Origin of the sequence: Streptomyces ochraceiscleroticus, assembly GCF_000720485.1 — a bacterium.
Lineage (GTDB): Bacteria > Actinomycetota > Actinomycetes > Streptomycetales > Streptomycetaceae > Streptomyces > Streptomyces ochraceiscleroticus.
This window is the reverse complement of the sequence record NZ_JOAX01000015.1, coordinates 100946-115120: the sequence shown is the minus strand read 5'-3', so window position 1 is coordinate 115120 and position 14175 is coordinate 100946. Positions and strand designations below refer to the sequence as shown.

The following is a 14175-nucleotide window of genomic DNA, read 5'->3' as shown; positions in this document are numbered from 1 at the left end:
CCTGATCCTGTTCCGTCGGTCAGGACCACGCTAAGGACCATTGAGGTCAGGTTCTGTCCTGAATCCTGTTTTGAATCCTGTTCTGAATGACAGATCAGCGGCTCTTGCACAGCTATTCCGTAAGTAAGGACGCCCAGGCCAGCCCAGTGCGAGGGATGCTCCTGGCAGCGGTTCTCAGGACAGGATCTTCAGACCCACCACGCCTGCGATGATCAGCATCAGGCACACCACGCGCGCAACCGTCACCGGATCGCCGAGCACGAGCATGCCGTACACCGCTGTGCCGACCGCCCCGATGCCCACCCATACGCCATAGGCCGTGCCCAGGGGGATGCTGCTGACCCCGTACGACAGTCCGGTCATGCTCAGCGCCAGCGCCACGAGGAACAGGACCGACGGCCGCCACCGCGAAAAGTTCCTCGAGGCTTCCAGCGCGGAGGCCCACACCGTTTCCAGCACGCCGGAAAGGATCAGAATCACCCACGCCACCGCTTGCTCCTCCCTTGTCATCGGTTGTCCGCCCGAGTCCAGTCGATCATGGCTGCGGTCGCACCGCACCACGCTGGTGGACGCGCCGCCGTCTGTGTCCGGGACACGGGCCGGACAACGCTGTGACCAGCTAGGACTGTTGCCGGGCTGTCCCGGACAGGGGGTTTGCGTTTCCTCCGGCGGGTCGCAGCGGCACGCTCTGGTCAGTCGAATCGAGTGGAACCGAATCGAGTCGAAGCGAAGCGAGTCGAACCCAATCGGCTCGGAGCGAAGCGAATCCGTGGGGTGGGACATGACGAACATGACAAGCATCAAGGCCAAGCTGGCCGCCGTGGGGGCCTTCGCGCTGGGGGCGGTGGCGCTCGCGGCCGGGCCCGCTTCGGCCGCGGAGTGGGAGGTGGACTACGCGGGGTCCGCGAGCGGGGGAAGCAGTTGGGAGTGTGTGTACGACTCCTCCAGAGCCGAGGCCTGCTTCGGTGACGTCGGCGAATGGTTCGCCATCCGGGACAAGGCGAGCAACAATCTGCCGGTCGCGATTCAGTGGGAGTTCTACCTCTGGGGGATCCCGGAGCGGCAAGGCGTGATCTACTCGACCGCCGGGGTGAGCGCCGGCTGGCAGTACAAGAACAAGTCCTTCCCCGAGGCGGCGGACACCAACGGGGACACCTTCGTCAAGTTCCGCGCCTGCGAGGCGCAGGGTTCCGGTGACACCCGTACGCTCGTGTCCTGCTCGTCGTGGAAGTACTCGACGACCTGACACGTCACAACACGGCGCTGACCTGGGGAAACGAGGACGGGCGCAGGAGCCGGTACCCGCTTCGGCGCACCTGTTGACGCGGCAGCAAGAGTCACCCGCCCCGCGCCGGGGTACCCGAGGCCGCGGTACACCACCGGCGCAGGGCAGGAGGCGGGCATGGCGGCCAGCTCGCAGGTGAGGACGGACGGTAACGGCAGTCTCGCGCACCGGCTCATCGGGGATCACCTCGTGGAGGGCGTGCTGGAGCCGGGCAGTGAGATCGGGCTGCGCATCGATCAGACCCTGACGCAGGACGCCACCGGCACCCTGGTGATGCAGGAGCTGGAGGCCATCGGCCTGGACCGGGTCCGCACCGAGGTCAGTGTGCAGTATGTCGACCACAACATCCTGCAGACCGACGGCCGCAACGCCGAGGACCATGCCTTCCTCCGCTCGGCCGCCCGCCGCTTCGGGATCTGGTACTCCAAACCCGGTAACGGCGTCTCGCACCCGGTCCACATGCAGCACTTCGGGATTCCGGGCAAGTCGCTGGCCGGGTCCGATTCGCACACCTGTGCCGCAGGCGCGCTGGGCATGCTCGCTATCGGTACCGGCGGGCTGGAGGTCGCGCTCGCCATGGCCGGCCGGCCGTTGCGCCTCACCATGCCGGAGATCTGGGGCGTACGGCTGACCGGCACCCTGCCGCCGTGGGTCAGCGCCAAGGACGTGATCCTGGAGATGCTGCGGCGCCACGGCGTCAAAGGCGCGGTGAACCGGGTGATCGAGTACCACGGGCCGGGGCTGATCTGCCTGAGCGCCATGGACCGCCATGTCATCGCCAACATGGGAGCGGAGCTGGGCGCGACCGCGACCGTGTTCCCCTCCGATGAGGCGGTACGGGAGTTCCTGCGCAGCGAGGGTCGCGAGGACGACTACCGGCCGCTGGCCGCCGAGCCGGACGCTCGCTATGACCGGACGGACGAGATCGACCTGAGCACGCTCGAACCGCTGATCGCCCGCCCCACCTCACCGGGCAACGTCGTCCCCGTACGAGAAGCCGCCGGCCAGCCCGTCCACCAGGCCGTCATCGGCTCCTCCGCCAACCCCGGCCTGCGCGACTTCGCGGTTGCCGCGGCCATGGCCAAGGGCCGGCAGACGGCTCCCGGAGTCAGCTTCGACGTCAATCCCACCTCCCGTGAAACCCTGCAGGACCTCACCCGCTCCGGGGCCGTACTGGATCTCATCGCCGCCGGTGCCCGCATCCACCAGGCCGGTTGTCTGGGTTGTATCGGCATGGGCCAGGCCCCCGCGGCCGGCCGGAACTCGCTGCGTACCTTTCCGCGCAACTTCCCCGGACGCTCCGGCACCGAAGACGACAGGATCTGGCTGTGCTCACCGGAGACGGCCACCGCCTCCGCACTGACCGGAGTGATCACCGACCCCCGCGACTGGGCGGCCGACAACGCCACCGACCACCCCGCTGACCTGCCGGCCCTGCGCCAGGGACCGGTCAACACCGCGATGCTGGAGCCGCCCCTGCCCCCGCGGGAAGCGTGCGAGGTGCAACTGGAACGCGGGCCGGGCATCTCCGCCCTGCCCCCTCTCGACCCACTGCCCGACACCCTGCACACACCGGTACTGCTCAAGGCCGGCGACGACGTCTCCACCGACGAGATCTCCCCCGCCGGCGCCAAGGCGCTGCCCTTCCGGTCCGACATCCCGCGCCTCGCCGACTTCACCTTCACCCGCATCGATCCGGAGTATCCCCGGCGGGCGGCAGCCCACCGCGACAGCGCGCGAGGGGACGCGGAGGACGGCGGACATGTGGTCGTGGCCGGCGACAACTACGGGCAGGGTTCCTCCCGGGAACACGCCGCGCTGACACCCCGTTACCTGGGTCTGCGCGCGGTGATCGCCAAGTCCTACGCCCGCATCCACTGGCAGAACCTCGCCAACTTCGGCGTTCTCGCCCTCGAATTCCAGGATCCGGCGGACTATGACCGTATCCAGCAGGACGATGAACTGCGGATGGAGAAGCTGCACGCCGCGCTCGCTCCCGAGGCCGCAGACACCGCCGAGTCGACGCTTGTCGTGGTGAATGTGACGCGGCAGGAGGAATACCGGGTGCGGCACCGTCTCCCGGCCGGGCGCCGCAGGACCGTACTCGCCGGCGGTGTGATTCCCGCCCTCGCGGCGGAGGAATCCCACCAGGAGGAGGGCGGGCGCTGACCCGCTTCTCGTACCTATCGGCTCATACGCGGCTCATGCCCTCCGCACGCTCACGCCCGCCGTGACCAGGGCGTCGGTCTCCTCCTCCGCCGCGTCCTCGTCCGTGACGACGACATGCACCGAAGCTGCCGGAGCAACCAGCGCCAGCGCCGTACGCGTCAGCTTCGACGCCTCCGCCACCGCGATGACACGGCGGGACGAGGCGATCGCCGCACGCTTGACCGCCGCATCGTCCAAGTCGTACGCGGTCAGGCCATCCGCCGCGGTCAGCCCGCAACAGCCGAGCACCGCCGTATCGAAACGCAACGCCGACAACGACGCCTCCGTCAGGGGCCCGGTCAATGCCAACTCCCCCGCCCTGGGGCGGCCGCCGGGGACGAGCAGCGTCAACTGCGGCGCCCCGGTCAGTACGTTCACCGCGTGCAGGGACAGCGGCATCACGGTCAGCCGACGGCCCGCCACCGCACGGGCCACTTCCAGACAGGTCGTACCGCTGTCCAGGACGACGGACTCCCCATCGGCGAGCAGACCGGCGACCTCAGCGGCGATGCGCCGCTTGACGGTGATCCCCTCCTGCGCCCGCAGCGCGAACGGCGGTTCCTCGCCGCGCAGCAGGAGACTGCGCGCCCCTCCCCGGTAGCGCTCCAGTACCCCCTGACCGGCCAGCACCTCCAGGTCGCGGCGCACCGTCATCTCCGACGCGCCGGTCAGGCCGGCCAGCTCGGCGACGCCAATGCTCCCCGCTTCGCGTACGGCCTCGGTGATCAGCCTCAGCCGATCTGCACTCGCTGTCGTTGCCACACCTCGATAGAACAGCAATCGTGTGCGTAAATCAACCTTACGAACATCTCTTCTGTTCGCTATGTTCGCGGGATGGAGAGATCTCTGCGGCACGGCCGAGTGGCCACGTTTGCCTACTTCGCTCTGAACGGCTTCGTCCTGGGTATGTGGGTGGTCCACATTCCCGCCGTCGAACACCGCGCCGGAATCAGCCACGCGGTACTGGGCTGGCTCCTGCTTCTGCTCGGACTCGGCGCCTTCGCCGGCATGCAGATCGCCGGCCCACTCACCGACCGCATCGGCGCCCGTACGGTCGTGCCGCTCAGTGCGGCCCTGTGCAGCGCGGCCGTCGTCCTGCCCGGCCTCGCCACGAACGTCTGGGCACTCGGCGCGGCCCTACTGCTCCTCGGCTTCGGCAACGGCTGCCTCGATGTGAGCATGAACGCCCACGCCGTCCAGGTCGAGCGGGCCTACGGACGCCCCGTCATGTCCGCCTTCCACGCCACCTTCTCCATCGGCGGGGTCCTCGCGGCGCTGGTCGGAGCCCGCACGCTGAGCTGGGGCTGGAGCCCCGCGGCAACCCTCGGCGCAGTGGCCGTCCTCGGCCTCGCCGTCGCCGCCCCGGCCGCGGGCGGACTGCTGCGGTCCGCACGGACAGCCTCGGATACAACGAAAAGCTCCGATACGACGAAGAGCTCCGGGCATACGGGAGCAGGGCGCCGCAGCCGGACTCCCCGGCGCATCTGGCTCCTGGCCGCGCTCGCCCTGATGCTCATGCTCTGCGAAGGGGTGGCCAACGACTGGAGCGTGCTGCATCTGCGGGACGTACTGGACGCACCGGCTGCCACCGCGGCGCTCGCGTACGGCGCCTTCTCCACCACCATGACCGTCGGCCGGCTGCTCGCCGACCGTGTGGCGGGCCGGTTCGGCGCGGTGGCCGTGCTGCGTTACGGGGCCGGCCTGGCCGCGCTCGGCATCGCGGTGGCGGCGCTCTCCCCCTGGATCCCGCTCGCCCTGGCGGGCTGGGCCGTCTTCGGAGCCGGCCTCTCCGGCTGCATCCCGCAACTGTTCAGCGCCGCGGGCCACGCCGACCAGGACGCGGCCGGCGTCAATGTCTCCCGCGTCGCCGGCCTCGGCTACCTCGGCATGCTCGCCGGCCCGGCGGTCATCGGACCGCTGACGCACCTCGCGCCGCTCAACCTCACCTTTTTCCTGCCCGTGGCCCTGTGCGCCATCGCGGCCTGCACGGCAGCGGTACTGCGCACTCCGGAGCCGGTCGCACTGCGAGCCGAGGCCGAAACGGTGTGACCGCGCGCGACCATGAACGAGCCGTCCCGCCGGCCATCGACCGGCGGGACGCGGAACTCACTCGCCCGGGCGGCGGGGCTACGCCTTCGGCTCGGCAGCCCGCTCCGCGTTCTTCTCCTTGATCCGGGCCGCTTCCTTCCGGACCTCGGCCTGCGTGGCGCGCTCCTTCTGCAGCCACTCGGGAAGTTCCTGCTTCAGCTCGTCGATCTGCTCCGTGGTGAGCGCCTCGGTGATCCCGCCTCGCGCGAGACCCGAGATGGAGATGCCCAGCTTCGCCGCGACCACGGGCCGGGGGTGCGGGCCGTTGCGCCGCAGGTCCTGCAGCCACGCGGGCGGATCGGCCTGCAGCGCGTTCAGCTCGGCGCGCGAAACCACGCCCTCCTGGAACTCGGCGGGGGTGGCGGGGAGGTACACACCCAGCTTCTTGGCCGCGGTGGCAGGCTTCATCGTCTGGGTGGTCTGGTGCGACGTCATGTGTCAAGGGTATCGATCGTGTGCACTGCCTTTGACCACGCCCGGTAACCTGGCCAGGTGACAGGCTCGGATGCATCCCCTTCGTTCCGGCTCGCGTACGTACCAGGAGTGACACCCGCCAAATGGGTGCGGATCTGGAACGAGCGGCTGCCGGAGACCCCGCTGACTCTGCTCCAGGTGCCCGCCGCCGAGGCGTACGACGTCCTGCGGAGCGGCGACGCGGACGCGGGTTTCGTACGGCTGCCGGTCGACCGTACGTATTTCAGCGCGATCCCCCTCTACACCGAGACCACGGTGGTCGTGATCCCGAAGGACCACCTGATCGCGGCGGCGGACGAGGTGTCCGTCGAGGATCTCGCCGATGACGTCGTGCTGCATCCTCTCGACGACACCCTCGACTGGGAGAGCCTCCCGGGGCAGCCTGCGTTCGAGCGCCCCGCAACGACGGCGGACGCCATTGAGCTGGTGGCGGCGGGCATCGGTGTCCTCGTCGTCCCGCAGTCGCTCGCCCGCCTCCATCACCGCCGGGATCTCACGTACCGGCCGGTCACGGACGCCCCCGTGTCGGACGTGGCGCTGTCGTGGCCGGAGGAGCGGACCACCGACCAGGTGGAGGACTTCATCGGGATCGTGCGCGGGCGGACGGTCAACAGCACGCGAGGGCGTTCCTCCGCCCCGGCCGCGGCCCCTGCCGATGCGCGGCGGAAGCCGGCGGCCGGCAAGTCGAGCAGTAAGGCGCCGGGTAAGTCGACCGGTAAGGCAGCCGGTAAGTCGACCGGCAAGAGCCCTCGCAGTGGTTCCGGCCGCCCCCAGGGCGCCAGCGGCACGAAGCGAGCCGGTGGCGCCAAGGGGGCCAGTCGCGGTAAGCCTCGCCGTCGGTCGTGACCTCGGTCGTCAGGTCGGTCGTGACCTCGGGCAGCCGCGCAGGGCAGGTACGCCTCAGCGCGTGACCGTATGCCGCTCATCAGCGACGCAGTGCGTCATGGTGAGGCCGGCGACGTCCCGCGGCGGGTTGTTGCCGAGGTTCGAGAGGCGCTTGCGGTCCTCGTCCGTCAGGTCCTGACTGGCCAGTGGCTGCAGGCCGGCCACGTCCTGGGGGCTGATGCCGAGGCCCTTGCCCACCCGAAGGCCGAGATCGTTCTCGACCAGGAGGAAGTGCCAGACCATCCGCTCCTGCACCGCGCGGTCGCACTGGGAGATCAGGTCGATGAAGTTCTTGACGAGCTCGTCACGCTCCCAGTCCTCCATCAGGAGGTACCGCTGGCCCGCCTGCATGTAGTCGTTGGTCCGCGGGATGCGCTTGCGGGTCAGCCGGCCGCGGACCTCGGGCCCCTGCTCGTCGTGGGTCGGGTACTGGGCCTCGTGCAGCCCGCCGGTGATCGACGGCTCGTAGTTGACCTCGGGGTTGCTGCCGTGGCGGTCCTGCTCGTACGCCATCAGGCCGTCGCGCTGATTGGTGTGCACGGTGGCGTTCTTGGCCCGGTTGACCGGGAGCTGGAGGTAGTTCGGGCCGACGCGGTAGCGCTGGGTGTCGCTGTACGAGAACGTCCGCCCGACGAGCATCTTGTCGTCGGAGAAGTCCAGGCCGTCGACGAGGACGCCGGTGCCGAAGGAGATCTGCTCGTTCTCGGCGAAGTAATTGTCCGGCATCCGGTCGAGCACCATTCGGCCGACCGGCTTGGGCGGGAATTCCTGCTCCGGCCAGGTCTTGGTGTCATCCAGCGGGTCGAAATCGAGCTCGGGGTGCTCGTGGTCGTCCATCATCTGCACGAGCAGTTCCCATTCGGGGTACTCGCCCCGCCGGACCGATTCGTACAGGTCCTTCGTCGCGTGCCCCAGCTCCCCGGCCTGCACATTGGCCGCGTCCTCCTCGGTCATGCTGCGCACGCCCTGCTTGGGCATCCAGTGGTATTTCACGAGGACGGTCTTCCCCTCCTCGTTCACCCACTTGTACGTGTTCACGCCGAAGCCCTGCATGTGGCGGTAGTCGGCGGGAATTCCACGCGGGCTGAACAGATTCACCAGCATGTGCATCGACTCCGGCGTCTGCGACATGAAATCGAAGATCCGGGCCGGCTTCTGTTCGTGCGATACGGGGTCGGGCTTGAGGGCGTGGATGACGTCCGGGAACTTGATGGCGTCCCGGATGAAGAACACCCCGAGATTGTTGCCGACGAGGTCCCAGTTGCCGTCCTCGGTGTAGAACTTCACCGCGAAACCACGCGGGTCACGGGCCGCCTCCGACGAGTCCCGGCCACCGATCACCGTCGAGAAGCGCACGGCCACATCGGTGCGCTTCCCGCGCTCCTGGAACAGCTTTGCCCTGGTGTACCGGCTGATCGGCTCGTCGCCCCAGCCTCCGTAGCTCTCGAAGTAGCCGTACGCGGTCACGCCCCGGGCATGGACCACTCGCTCGGGAATGCGTTCCCGGTCGAAGTGGCTGATCTTCTCGAGGAACTGGTAGTTCTCCAGCGTGGCCGGCCCACGCGCGCCGACCGTCCGCTGATTCTGATTGTCGTAGACCGGATGACCCTGCCGGTTGGTGAGCACCGGGCGGTCGTCGTCAGCTGCGGGTCCCTGGCTTGCCACATCTGTCATCGCTCTGATTTTCCTTCGGCACTCGTAGGCACGTGGTTCACGCCACGGTTGATGACTCGACTTACTCGTGTCCGTCCGCGGTCCGGTCACGGCCTTTCCACGACCTGTTCCTGCACTGTCGCCGGCCTGCCTCTGGCCTCAGTGGCGTTTTCCGCCAGTCGGCATTTCCGCTGATACCCGAGTACCGAACAGTACCGAGTACCTCTGCAAATCCGGCGAAGCCATCCTGCCAGCAGCCGCGGCCTACGGGCTGGTACACAGCAATGTCGCCGTGTTTCCCGAAGGGAAAATCATCCGGATGAAGCGGGGATCATCATCTGCTGAGGGGATGGTCGGCCGTACCGGAACTTACCTCCCTCCTCCTCGGCGAGGCGTGCAGTCGCGCCCCGGCACGACTACGCCCCCTGGCCGCCGCACGACGCCGGCACGCCGTCCAGGCGTTCGTCGGCGGCCAGACGCTCATGACGGGCGGGGGCCCGCAGGTCGGAAGACGCAGATCTGGGTGCCGGTCGCCGCGGTGGTGGAGGAGACCAGTTCCAGCGGACGGGCCTGCCCGTCTTCCGGGAAGAGCCGCTTGCCGCCACCGAGGAGTACCGGCACGATCATCAGCCGGTACTCGTCGACCAGGTCGTTCTCGATGAGCGTGTGGGCGAGGCTCGAGCTGCCCATGACCTGCACGTCGCCGCCTTGCTTGGCACGGAGTCCGGCAACGGTGTCGAGAAGGTCACCGGGCCGCACCAGATTCGAGTGGTGCCACGACAGGTCCGACGGCGTCAGGGTCCCCGAGACGACGTACTTGGTGATCTCGTTCATGCGGTCGGCGAAAGGATCCCCGGCCCGGTCGGGCCAGGCGGCGGCCATGACCTGCCACGTGCGCCGCCCGAACAGGAGCACCTCCGTGGCGGACATGGCCTCGTCGATCGCGGAGCCCATGCTCTCCGGGTCGAAGTACGGCATGGACCAGCCGCCGTGCGCGAAACCGCCGTCGGTGTCCTCCTTCTCCCCGCCGGGGGCCTGTACGACGCCGTCCAGGCTCATGAAGTGACTCAGTACGATTCGCATTTCCCGGGCTCCTCGCAACTCCGCAGTAGAGGGCGGGCGTCCGGTCGGCAGACCGCCGGTGCGCCCGCCGCCGGCCGTCCGGGCCGGCGCCGAAACGACGGAACATCCGCCGGTCCGGTGCGTATGGGAAACACGCTAGCGGCGACCACTGACAACGCCCGGACGGCCGGGCCGGCCTCCGGGAAGGCCGGCGTACCGGGTGCCGGTACGCCGGCCCCATCTCTCACTGCTGGGCAGGGGCGCCGACGCGTGTGGCAAGGCGGCGGCAGGCGCGGCTGATGAGGCGGGAGACGTGCATCTGCGACATGCCGAACTGTTCGGCTATGCGGCTCTGGGTCATGTCGCAGAAGAACCGCATGTAGAGGATCTGCCGGTCGCGCTCCGGCAGGGCCTCCAGCTCGGGCTTGACCGTCTGGCGGTCGATGACCAGGTCGAACCCGGCCTCGGTCTCCCCGAGCGTGTCCTGGAGTGAGTAACCGTCTTCGGCGCCGGCCAGTTCGGCGTCCAGAGAGAGCGTGCTGAAGCTCTCCAGGGCCTGGCTGCCGAGCCGGACCTCTTCCTCGGTCATCCCGGTGTGCTCGGCGATCTCCTGGTGGGAAGGCCCGTGGTCGTCCACGCTGCGGGTGAGCTCCTGCCGGGCGGTGCGCACACGGTTGCGCAGCTCCTGTACGCGGCGCGGGACGTGTACTCCCCACAGGTTGTCGCGGAAGTGGCGCTTGATCTCGCCGGTGACGGTGGGAATGGCGTAACTCTCGAAGGCGGTGCCGTGCTCCGGGTCGTAACCGTTGACGGCCTTCACCAGGCCGAGGGCCGCGATCTGCTGCAGGTCCTCGACCGTCTCGCCGCGGTTGCGGAAGCGCAGCGCGAGGCGCTCGGCCATCGGCATCCACGCGCAGACCAGACGCTGCGCGAGCTCCTCGCGCTCGGGGCCGTCGGGCAGGCCGGCCAGGCGACGGAAGTCGGCTTCCGTGTCCGGGGCGTCATGGTGCGGGTGCCGTCCACGACGGCCCGGGGCGGGGGTGGTCGCCTCGCGCTGCCGGCGGGTCCGGCGGGCGGGCTTGCCCGGCGGGCGAGTACGGGACGTCTCCCCGTGGCGACGGGCGGTGGTGCGCCGCGCCACGGTGGTGCCGTCCGCCGCCGGCTCCTGCCCGGGGCGGGTGCCCTCGTGCTGGACCTCGGTCCGAATCCCGTTCTGGGGGTCGTCCTTGGGCTCGTTCTCCGTGACCGTGTTCGTGGTCGTGGGGGGCGTGCTGAGCATGGTCCTGGCTCTCCCTGGTCCTCGACACTCTTCTTGCCGGGTCCGTGGGCGGAGCAGCGACCAGCCAGACGCGCCCGCCAGGAAGCCACTTCTCCCACGGGGCGTGCCTACAGTCCGAAGCACGTGATTTTCTGCCTGCCCGACCGTGTGGGCGGTAAACATGTCTTCGAGCCGGGCTCAGGAAACCTGCCAGTAGATCGGTCGTGGGTGCCCCGGCGACCTCCAGGTCCTGGTCGGCCGGACGCGCCGTCATCTCGTAGCGGCCGCCGCCTCACAGCCGTGGTCGATGGGGAGCACCGCGCCGTCGTGATGGGCGACTACCGGGGCCTGTTGTTCGGTAATCGCCGGTTTTGGTGGCTGATAGGCGACTAATCTGAGGACTCGGAGGGCTCATGAGGCGTTCATGGCCTCATGCGGCGCAATCACCCATTGGCGGACGCCCTGGACGGCGTCGAGACGAAAGCGGTGGTCCATGACGAGTACTCGAATATCCCGTGGGAGACGCGGGGCTGTTCACGCGGCGGCGGCCGGGCTGTTGTCGCCGCTGTTAGTGGTCGGGCTGCAGTCGGCGCCCGCGCACGCCGCATCCGGCTCCTGGTGCGGCGGCATGCAGGGGCCGTACCAGAAAGAGGCCGAGAGATTCCTCGGGCGGAAGGTGGACGGCAGACAGTCGGTCGGCGACTGCCGCGCGATCCGGGATTTCCAGCGTGGGCACGGCATCTATCCGCAGTACGGATACGCGGGGCCGGTCACCTGGAACGTGATGAAGGTCGTGAAACAGCAGCGGGCCGCGGGGAAGAACCCCAATCGGGCGGGCAACTGCCCCGTGAACAAGGGCCGTATCGCGTGTGTGGACCTGACCCGGCAGATCAGCTGGATCCAGGACGGCCGCAAGCTCGTCAAGGGGCCCGTGCCGGTACGCACGGGGCGGAACAAGCACGAGACGCGCACCGGACTGCACCAGGTCTACTGGCGCCACAAGGACCACGTCTCCTCGCTGTACGACGTGCCGATGCCGTACAGCCAGTTCTTCGACGGCGGCGAGGCGTTCCATGCCATTGACGGCAGCGTGTGGTCGGCACCGGGCTCGCACGGCTGCGTCAACATGCGGACCGCGGACGCGAAGAGCTACTGGAAACTGCTGAAGACCGGCGACGAGGTGTACGTCTACGGACGCAAGGCCGGCACCTGACGTTGTCCATCGCCGTCCCCGTCCTGGTGCTGCCGGACGGGGACGGCACGATGCGGTGCGCCCTTCCGGGCGCGTGGCTGGTCGGCTGACGTGGTCAGCCGGTCGGCACGACGCTGTGGGCTTCGCGGAGTTGCCTGAGGGCCGAGAGTGCGTCTTGCAGTGTGAGGGGGCGCCGTGTCCCTGGTTGCGTGGGGCCTGGTGCCCAGCCGGGGCCGCAGAGCAGTATGGCGGGTTGTCGGCGCGCGCCCTTCATGCCCCACTGTGTGGCGGCCAACTGCCGGGCGAGGGACGGGCCGGCGGTGCCGCGCGTCTGGGACCAGAGGACGATTGCCGGGGGGCCGGTGCGCCGTACGGCCGCGGCGAGGGCATCGACCGGTACTGCCGCGCCGAACATACGGGTGGGCAGGCCGCGTTCGGAGAGTGCGGCGTTGAGCGCTTCGAGGGGCAGCGTGTGCTGCTCCTCCGGTACGCAGGCCAGGAGCAGCGGCGTGCCGTCCGTCGTCGGGGGTGCGGTGACACGGCGGAGTGCGGTGGAGACGTGCCAGGACAGCAGGTGTTCGGCCTCTACGTAGCGGTCGCTGGACGTGGTTTCCCATTTACGGCCGACAGCGTGCAGGGTCGGCACCATCACCTGGTCCCAGACCGTCACCAACCCGTGCGCGTCGACGAGGGACGTCAACCGGTGGGAGATCGCCGGGGCGTCGAGTCGCGTGGCGGCGCGGATGAGGCCCCGGCACTCCAGGCGCGCGTCACCGGGGCGCAGAGCACTGCGTGAGGAGGCCGGGAGTGCAGCGGGCGCGGGCTGCTCCTCGCCGCGCTCCTCTCGCCGACTCGCTGTCGTGGCCCACTCCTTGGCGGTACGGGCCGCCTCGGCCGGGGGCACGCCGGCGGACGTGAGGCGGCACATCTCCTCCAGTACGGCGACGTCCCGCGGCGTCCAGCGCCGGTGCTGACCCTCAGGGCGCACGGCCGGGCCGAGACCGTAACGCCGTTCCCAGGAGCGCAGCGTGGTGGGCGCGACACCGAGACGCCTGGCAAGAGCGCCCGTCGTCATCGCGGTACCGGTACCGGGCCCGGGGCCACCCGGCTGTCGGTCGGCGTCCCCTGTGCGTGCGTGCTCCGTATGTCCGCGCTCCACGGGCCGAGCATACGACGCACAAACGACGCGAGTTGCCGGGACGGAGGAAGGGTTTTCAGGATGGGCCGCCGTCCCGCCCGCAGGGCCTGTCAGGAGGCGTAGCCGTCATGTCCGCAGACCGTACCGCCGCGCTCCGACCGGCAGCACCGCAGCCCCCTTCCGCTCCGCAACCCACGGACGCCCCGACGCGGGATCCGCTCACGGACGAGGAACTCGTGCGCCGGCTCGCCGCGGGCAGCGAGGCGTGCCTGGCGATCGCGTACCGCCGCTGGAAGCCGCTGGTCCTCGCCATGGCCCGCAAGGCGCTGGGCGACTCGCAGGAGGCGGAAGACGTCACCCAGCAGGTCTTCCTCGCCGTGTGGCGGAACCGGCACCGGTACCGGGCGGGCCGCGGGCCGGTCACCGGGTGGCTGATCGGGATCGCCCGGCACAAGATCGCGGATGCGTTGGCGGCACGCACGCGCCGGGCCCGGCTGATCGCTGCGGCGGGCTCGGCCCTGTCGGACGCCGACGAGGCGATCGGCCAGCCGGACGAGGCACTCGACCGTGTACTGGTCGGCCAGGAGCTCGCCCGGCTGCCGGAGCCGCAACAACAGGTGCTGCGCATGGCCTTCTACGAGGACCTCACCCAGGCGCAGATCGCGGAACGGACCGGCTGGCCCCTCGGCACGGTCAAGAGCCACGCCCGGCGAGGGCTGCGCCGGCTCCGCAGCGGCCTGGAGCCGGGCCGGAGCAGCGCCGCCGCGCCGAAGAGCTGACCAGGCAGGCGGCACCGGGCGCGACGTCGAGCCCTCTCAGGTGGGTGAGTGTGTGATGTCAGCCTGCCGCCGTGCAGTCACGCGGAATTCACGTCCGGCGTCTACCCGCATAGACGACGGCGGTGCACTATGAGCGCGCCACTCCCCCGCAGT

The 14175-nt window shown here is 69.5% G+C and carries 13 protein-coding genes; 6 read left to right on the top strand and 7 right to left on the bottom strand.

The window, feature by feature from the left end; translation table 11 throughout:
* Positions 1 to 174: 174 nt before the first annotated feature.
* Entirely contained in the window at positions 175 to 489 is a 315-nt protein-coding gene (locus IG84_RS0120080; RefSeq protein ID WP_031059009.1) for a DMT family transporter, read from the bottom strand.
* 292 nt (positions 490 to 781) lie between these two features.
* Between IG84_RS0120080 and IG84_RS38980 the strand changes: the two genes are divergently transcribed.
* Both IG84_RS38980 and IG84_RS0120070 read left to right on the top strand, forming a co-directional pair.
* Entirely contained in the window at positions 782 to 1246 is a 465-nt protein-coding gene (locus IG84_RS38980) for a hypothetical protein (protein WP_051862046.1), read from the top strand.
* 156 nt (positions 1247 to 1402) lie between these two features.
* Positions 1403 to 3454 carry an aconitate hydratase gene (locus IG84_RS0120070; protein ID WP_031059006.1) on the top strand — a complete coding sequence of 684 codons (2052 nt, stop codon included), beginning with the start codon at positions 1403 to 1405 and terminating at the stop codon, positions 3452 to 3454.
* Between the two features lie 33 nt (positions 3455 to 3487).
* Here the strand turns inward: IG84_RS0120070 and IG84_RS0120065 are convergent, their stop codons facing one another.
* On the bottom strand, positions 3488 to 4255 hold the full coding sequence (locus IG84_RS0120065) for a DeoR/GlpR family DNA-binding transcription regulator (RefSeq protein WP_031059004.1): 768 nt from the start codon (positions 4253 to 4255) through the stop codon (positions 3488 to 3490).
* A gap of 72 nt (positions 4256 to 4327) precedes the next feature.
* Here IG84_RS0120065 and IG84_RS0120060 point away from each other — a divergent pair, with 72 nt between their 5' ends.
* Entirely contained in the window at positions 4328 to 5542 is a 1215-nt protein-coding gene (locus tag IG84_RS0120060) for an MFS transporter (RefSeq protein ID WP_031059002.1), read from the top strand.
* Between the two features lie 78 nt (positions 5543 to 5620).
* Here IG84_RS0120060 and IG84_RS0120055 read toward each other — a convergent pair whose 3' ends face one another.
* Positions 5621 to 6016: a DUF5997 family protein gene (locus IG84_RS0120055; protein WP_031059000.1), complete on the bottom strand. Its 396-nt coding sequence runs from the start codon at positions 6014 to 6016 to the stop codon at positions 5621 to 5623.
* Between the two features lie 57 nt (positions 6017 to 6073).
* On the opposite strand from IG84_RS0120055, the gene IG84_RS0120050 reads away from it, so the two are divergent.
* On the top strand, positions 6074 to 6901 hold the full coding sequence (locus IG84_RS0120050) for a LysR family transcriptional regulator substrate-binding protein (RefSeq protein WP_078649078.1): 828 nt from the start codon (positions 6074 to 6076) through the stop codon (positions 6899 to 6901).
* Between the two features lie 54 nt (positions 6902 to 6955).
* On the opposite strand, the gene IG84_RS0120045 is transcribed toward IG84_RS0120050, so the two are convergent.
* The 3 genes from IG84_RS0120045 to IG84_RS0120035 form a co-directional block, all read right to left on the bottom strand.
* Positions 6956 to 8614, bottom strand: coding sequence for a catalase (locus IG84_RS0120045; RefSeq protein ID WP_031058994.1), 1659 nt, complete (start codon positions 8612 to 8614; stop codon positions 6956 to 6958).
* A gap of 459 nt (positions 8615 to 9073) precedes the next feature.
* Positions 9074 to 9676, bottom strand: a complete 603-nt coding sequence (locus IG84_RS0120040) for a dihydrofolate reductase family protein (RefSeq protein WP_031058992.1) — start codon at positions 9674 to 9676, stop codon at positions 9074 to 9076.
* A 223-nt stretch (positions 9677 to 9899) separates the two neighbouring features.
* Entirely contained in the window at positions 9900 to 10796 is an 897-nt protein-coding gene (locus tag IG84_RS0120035; protein WP_051862073.1) for a SigB/SigF/SigG family RNA polymerase sigma factor, read from the bottom strand.
* Between the two features lie 610 nt (positions 10797 to 11406).
* Between IG84_RS0120035 and IG84_RS0120030 the strand changes: the two genes are divergently transcribed.
* Positions 11407 to 12126 carry a L,D-transpeptidase family protein gene (locus IG84_RS0120030; RefSeq protein WP_031058988.1) on the top strand — a complete coding sequence of 240 codons (720 nt, stop codon included), beginning with the start codon at positions 11407 to 11409 and terminating at the stop codon, positions 12124 to 12126.
* A gap of 94 nt (positions 12127 to 12220) precedes the next feature.
* On the opposite strand, the gene IG84_RS0120020 is transcribed toward IG84_RS0120030, so the two are convergent.
* Positions 12221 to 13180 (bottom strand): MerR family transcriptional regulator, encoded by a 960-nt coding sequence (locus tag IG84_RS0120020; RefSeq protein ID WP_037800624.1) that lies wholly within the window; start codon positions 13178 to 13180, stop codon positions 12221 to 12223.
* Positions 13181 to 13371: 191 nt separating this feature from the next.
* Here IG84_RS0120020 and IG84_RS0120015 point away from each other — a divergent pair, with 191 nt between their 5' ends.
* Entirely contained in the window at positions 13372 to 14022 is a 651-nt protein-coding gene (locus tag IG84_RS0120015) for an RNA polymerase sigma factor (protein ID WP_031058981.1), read from the top strand.
* Positions 14023 to 14175: the final 153 nt, after the last annotated feature.

Coding starts and splice junctions, on each gene's coding strand:
- IG84_RS0120015 (WP_031058981.1), top strand. CDS start 13,372: ATGTCCGCAGACCGTACCGCCGCGCTCCGACCGGCAGCACCGCAGCCC.
- IG84_RS38980 (WP_051862046.1), top strand. CDS start 782: ATGACGAACATGACAAGCATCAAGGCCAAGCTGGCCGCCGTGGGGGCC.
- IG84_RS0120030 (WP_031058988.1), top strand. CDS start 11,407: ATGACGAGTACTCGAATATCCCGTGGGAGACGCGGGGCTGTTCACGCG.
- IG84_RS0120055 (WP_031059000.1), bottom strand. CDS start 6,016: ATGACGTCGCACCAGACCACCCAGACGATGAAGCCTGCCACCGCGGCC.
- IG84_RS0120040 (WP_031058992.1), bottom strand. CDS start 9,676: ATGCGAATCGTACTGAGTCACTTCATGAGCCTGGACGGCGTCGTACAG.
- IG84_RS0120020 (WP_037800624.1), bottom strand. CDS start 13,180: ATGACGACGGGCGCTCTTGCCAGGCGTCTCGGTGTCGCGCCCACCACG.
- IG84_RS0120070 (WP_031059006.1), top strand. CDS start 1,403: ATGGCGGCCAGCTCGCAGGTGAGGACGGACGGTAACGGCAGTCTCGCG.
- IG84_RS0120045 (WP_031058994.1), bottom strand. CDS start 8,614: ATGACAGATGTGGCAAGCCAGGGACCCGCAGCTGACGACGACCGCCCG.
- IG84_RS0120060 (WP_031059002.1), top strand. CDS start 4,328: ATGGAGAGATCTCTGCGGCACGGCCGAGTGGCCACGTTTGCCTACTTC.